The organism is Wolbachia endosymbiont of Drosophila seguyi (assembly GCF_028981765.1).
GTDB classification, from domain to species: Bacteria; Pseudomonadota; Alphaproteobacteria; order Rickettsiales; family Anaplasmataceae; genus Wolbachia; species Wolbachia pipientis.
This window is the reverse complement of sequence record NZ_JAPQLM010000173.1, coordinates 1-5,312: the sequence shown is the minus strand read 5'-3', so window position 1 is coordinate 5,312 and position 5,312 is coordinate 1. Positions and strand designations below refer to the sequence as shown.

The window sequence follows — 5,312 nt, the reverse complement described above, 5'->3', positions numbered from 1 at the left end:
TGTCTATTTTCAGTATTGGCGTTTTTTAAGTCTTAAACACTGCAATTTAGCTGCTTTTAAATGCAACTCATCTTAGTTTAAATGTTTAAGAAATTTACTAAGCAGAAAAAAAGGCAAAAGAAATCCCGTATTAGCTAGTTGTCATTCTCTAATCCTGCAAATTGGCGTGCTATACTGTCTTAAACGCTTTATAAGCGCGTTTCAGCTTATATAGGTAAAAACCCAGAAATGTTGTGAAGACGTAGGGTGCGCATAGTGCAAAAAATTAAAAATAAGACGCCAATTACGTAATACTGTTGTCGTTTAATCTGCACAGATTGAAGATAAATGAATACCTTCAGTTTCATGATAAGAGGGCTGGCGAAGGGTGTCAAGTAAGTTTTTTCGTTTCTACCAGCTACTTGGATGACACCACATAAATTAATAAATAGGAAAATTACTACAAATCCTTTCAACTTTAGCTTTTACTGCTTTTTCGACACTTGAGCTATTTCCGCTGATTAATCCTTGAATTACTTCATTTATTAGACCAGCTATCTCTTTAAAATTTTCTGCCTCAAGTCCGCGTGTTGTCTCAGCAGCGGTGCCAAAACGGAGCCCTGAAGTGATGGTCGGCTTTGCTGTATCAAATGGTACAGAGTTTTTATTACAGGTAATACCGGCTCTCTCAAGGCTATCTACAACGTCTTTTCCAGTTAATTTCTGCGATCTTAAGTCAACTAGCACTATATGAGAGTCAGTGCCACCGGTTATAATGTCAAGTCCATGCTTTTGCAATTCTTGAGCCAGCACTTTCGCATTTTCCACGACTTTCTTGCTATAAGTCTTAAACTCTGGTGCTAATGCTTCTTTAAATGCAACAGCTTTTGCAGCTATCACATGCATAAGTGGCCCGCCCTGCAATCCTGGAAAAACTGCGGATTGAATTTTTTTGTGTAATGCTTCATCATTGGTCATCACTATTCCACCACGAGGACCACGCAAAGTTTTGTGAGTCGTGGAAGTCATAACATGTGCATATTCAGCAGGGGATGGATATTCGCCCGCTGCAATAAGCCCTGCATAGTGAGCAATGTCTGCAAGCAAATAAGCACCAACTTTATCTGCAATCTCGCGAAAGCGTTTGAAGTCCATTTTTCTTGGATAAGCAGAAGCACCAGCTATGATCAATTTCGGTTTATGCTCCAGCGCCAGCTTTTCTATCTCATCCATATTGAGCAGATAAGTGTCTTTATTCACTGTATATTGAATTGACTTAAACCATTTACCAGAAAGGCTTGGTGCCGCACCATGAGTTAGATGCCCACCGCAACTCAGTGATAATCCAAGTATTGTATCGCCTGGAGTAAGCAGTGAAGCAAATACCGCCTGGTTTGCCTGAGAACCAGAATGAGGTTGAACGTTTGCAAATTTAACACCAAACAACTTACAAAGTCTTTCTATAGCCAGACTTTCAATTTTGTCCACATGCTCACAACCACAGTAATATCTTTTACCTGGATAACCTTCTGCGTATTTATTAGTCAGAAAAGAGCCTTGTGCCTCCATTACCGCTTTGCTTGCAAAATTTTCTGATGCAATTAATTGCAATTGTGATTTTTGGCGTTGTAATTCTTTTTCTATAGACTGATAAACCTCGTTATCAAAAGACTTTAAACTATTTTTAGAGCCACAGATTTTTTTTAAAACACTCATCATAGATCAAACCTCGCTTTAATTTTAAGATGCACAAGCAATTTTAAGACTGCTTATCCTGCTTTTTTAACCATAAGAGCCCAAAAACAGCTATCAGCAAACATACAGGAATAATAGATGTTGCTTTTATCAGCAATTCAGCACTATACACAGGATTTCCTTGTATCACTGTCCTATCCCAACACAAATCTATTATTTTTGCGATCCCAGTGTGAAAAAAATAGCCAAAAACCATGACTATCATATTTGACACAGCTGTAGTTAATCCTATTAAGTTATTATTTACATAACTTAATGCTTTGTACAGTGTTACTATTTGATATCCAGAAGCGAAACCTATAACAAGAAGTGCAGGCAATACAATATACAATCCGCCAGCCTGTGTAAAAAGTAAAAGGAAACTAGCAATCATTGCAAAGGAACAGACAATAATAACTTCATAATGTCTATTTGGATATTTTTCTAATATGTGAGCAAAAGAGAGCAATCCAGCTGCAAATCCTACATATATAACAGAAGAAATTGAAGACGCTAGATCACCGGCCATTTGATATACCTCACATAAAAAAGCTTTTGTCCAAGCATCAGCAAAACCTTCTAGTGGACCTACCATTAAGCCACCAAAAAAACTAATTAGAATGATATATTTATTGAAAAGCACAGTTTTTAGATCCTTCATGCTAATTTTTTCTTTTCGAAAGTCGTAAGCATTGTAAGGAATAACTAAAAATAAAGATAAAGCGAGTAAGAAACCAAACCCTGAAAGAATATAAATTACGTAATTCCAACCAAACTCATCAAGCAAAAGTTCTATTGGTAGACCACCATATATTGCCCCTAATAGCCCTATAATAACAGATATGCTTGCCATTTTTGCTGATTTTTCTCGCGGAAAATACATACTGGCAACTTTAAATACTCCTATTACTGACGCAGACGAGCCAATCCCAACAATTATTCTACCTAATACTGAATAATACCACTCATCAAAGCACACAAGAGGTAATGTTCCAATAGATACCAAGACAGCACAAATAGGTAAAACAATTTTTGGACCGAATCTATCAAAACAAAGACCAACAGGGATATGAACTAGTGTAAATCCCACATAGTAGAGACCATTAAATTGCCCTAAATCTGCAATGCTTATATTAAATTTTGTTATTAATACAGGCGCAATTATGTTTGGCATGACACGTAACACATACTGGTATGCATAGAAAAGAGATACTATCAACCATACAAAAAAATTACTTTTCGACATACCTACCACCTAATAAAACCCAATTACAATTAAAACAAAAATATCAAAGTAAAATAAAGTATTATATTTCATAATAACAAGAGCCTTAAATTAGTACATCTAACGATTTTATCATACGAGCCTTCGATAAATTATCTACTTATTACAATCAACTTCTCTAAAATCTTTATTTTTTAACCATAAGAGCCCAAAAACAGCCACCAGCAAACATACAGGAATAACTGATGTTGCTTTTATCAGCAATTCAGCACCATACACAGGATTTCCTTGTATTATTGTTCTATCCCAACACAAATCTACTATTTTTGCGATCCCAGTGTGAAAAAAATAGCCAAAAACCATAACTATCATGTTTGACACAGCTGTAGCCAGGCCTACTAAGTTATTATTTACATAACTTATCGCTTTGTAAATGGTAACCACCTGATATCCAGATGTGAAGCCAATAATAAAAAGCGTAGGTAATACAACATACAAGCCACCAATCTGAGTAAAAAGCAAAAGAAAACTAGCGATCATTGCAAATGAGCATGCAATTATTACTTCATAATGCTTATTTTTATATTTTTCCAATAAATAAGCCAAAGAGAATGATCCTGTTAACATTCCTATCAATATTACGGAAGAGAGAGAAGATGCCAAGTCTTCATTCATTTTATATACTTCAAAAAAGAATGCTTTCACCCAACCATCGGCAAAACCTTGCATTGGACCGACCATGAGTCCACCAAAAAAGCTAATTAGAATAATATGCTTGTTGAAAAGTATGTTTTTTAAGTCTCTAATGCTAACTTTTTCCTGTTGAGCATTGCTTTCAGGCGTTACTAAGAACAGCAACAGAGCAAGTAAACACCCAAATGCTGAGAATGTATAGATAACATAATTCCAGCCAAATTTATCGAGTAAGAAGTCTAAAGGTAACCCGCCACATATCCCTCCCAAAATTCCTATAATTATAGATAAGCTGGCCATTCTTGCTGATTTTTCTTGCGCAAAATACATGCTTGCAACTTTAAAGATTCCAATTGCCGAAGCGGATGACCCAATTCCCACAATTATTCTTCCAATTATTGAATAACTCCACTCATCAAAGCATATAAGCGGTAGTGTTCCGGTAAATGTCAAAACGGTACAAGCAGGTAAAACAAACTTTGGTCCAAATCTATCAAGGAAAAGACCAATAGGTATATGAGCTAGCGTATAGCCTACATAGTATAACCCACCAAACTGGCCAACATCTGCAATACTTATGTTAAATTTTGTTATTAACTCAGGCGCAATTATGTTTGGAATTACGCGTAATATATATTGGTATGCATAAAACAGTGACGTCAACAACCAGATTAAAAAATTCCTCTGCAACATGAATCTCAGCTAAAATTTAGGATTATAGATACTTTAGTTATAAAAAACAATACTATATTAATCATCTAAATCTGCTTAGCTCTTTTTACAGCTTATAACTTTAAGTAACCAAAAGCCTATCATTCCTATTAGTAGGCATATAGGTATTATTAACATAGACTTAACCATTACATCAGTTCCATAAAATGGCTTTCCATCGATAATTTCACCGTTCCAATAAAAATTCATTATATTTGCAATAATGACGTGAAAAAAATAACCAAAACTCATAACTATGGAATTACCTACAGATCCTGCACTTGCTACTGCTTCGTTTTTTACACAACTTACAACTTTAGCAGTAAAAACAATTTGGTATGCAGAAGCAAGACCAATAATGAATAGTAATATACATGCCAGGAGTTCACTAATATTGCATATAAAAAGTAATAAGAACACAATTATCATGGCCATAGCACAAGAAATTATTATTTCATAGTGCTTGGTTGGATTTTTTGCTAATATGTAAGGAAGTAATAAATGCCCAAAGCCAAAGCCTATTAGTATCCATTTTGAAATGCTATATGCAATGTGTCTATCTATAGCGTAATCTCATGCAAGAATGTTGCGGACCACGCATCTGCAAAGCCTTCTAATGGTCCAACCATAAAACCGCCAAACAAACCTATCAATAAAATATCTTTATTAAATATAACTTTGCTTAAATTTTTAATATTTAATTCTTCGTCTGAGGTGCCAACTTTAGGTATAGATATAAAGGTAGTTAAAGCAAGCAATAATCCAAGCATTATACACACAGTAAATAAATAATCCCACCCAAACTTATCAAGTAAGACATGTAATGGTTTGGTGGCAAATACACCACCTGAAATGCCAATAATAACCGATATGCTGAACATCATGGCAAATTTTTCTCTATGGTAATAGATTCTTATTATTTTAAAGAGTCCAAGTACTGAAGCAGAGGATCCAATACCAGTAATTATTC

At 35.0% G+C, this 5,312-nt stretch carries 4 protein-coding genes and 1 pseudogene; all 5 read right to left on the bottom strand.

The features are described 5' to 3' along the window. Positions 1-420: 420 nt before the first annotated feature. Positions 421-1,698, bottom strand: coding sequence for a serine hydroxymethyltransferase (gene glyA / locus OZD62_RS04490; RefSeq protein WP_010962995.1), 1,278 nt, complete (start codon positions 1,696-1,698; stop codon positions 421-423). A 40-nt stretch (positions 1,699-1,738) separates the two neighbouring features. Continuing rightward, positions 1,739-2,959 (bottom strand): MFS transporter, encoded by a 1,221-nt coding sequence (locus tag OZD62_RS04485; protein WP_010081954.1) that lies wholly within the window; start codon positions 2,957-2,959, stop codon positions 1,739-1,741. 135 nt (positions 2,960-3,094) lie between these two features. Next, positions 3,095-4,324, bottom strand: a complete 1,230-nt coding sequence (locus tag OZD62_RS04480; protein WP_010962993.1) for an MFS transporter — start codon at positions 4,322-4,324, stop codon at positions 3,095-3,097. Positions 4,325-4,399: 75 nt separating this feature from the next. Beyond that, complete coding sequence (locus OZD62_RS04475; protein WP_275019521.1) at positions 4,400-4,762, bottom strand: hypothetical protein; 363 nt, start codon at positions 4,760-4,762, stop codon at positions 4,400-4,402. A 140-nt stretch (positions 4,763-4,902) separates the two neighbouring features. Then, positions 4,903-5,312 (bottom strand): annotated as a pseudogene (locus OZD62_RS04470) (MFS transporter); the annotation flags it as partial.

Coding starts and splice junctions, on each gene's coding strand:
- OZD62_RS04485 (WP_010081954.1), bottom strand. CDS start 2,959: ATGTCGAAAAGTAATTTTTTTGTATGGTTGATAGTATCTCTTTTCTAT.
- glyA (WP_010962995.1), bottom strand. CDS start 1,698: ATGATGAGTGTTTTAAAAAAAATCTGTGGCTCTAAAAATAGTTTAAAG.
- OZD62_RS04480 (WP_010962993.1), bottom strand. CDS start 4,324: ATGTTGCAGAGGAATTTTTTAATCTGGTTGTTGACGTCACTGTTTTAT.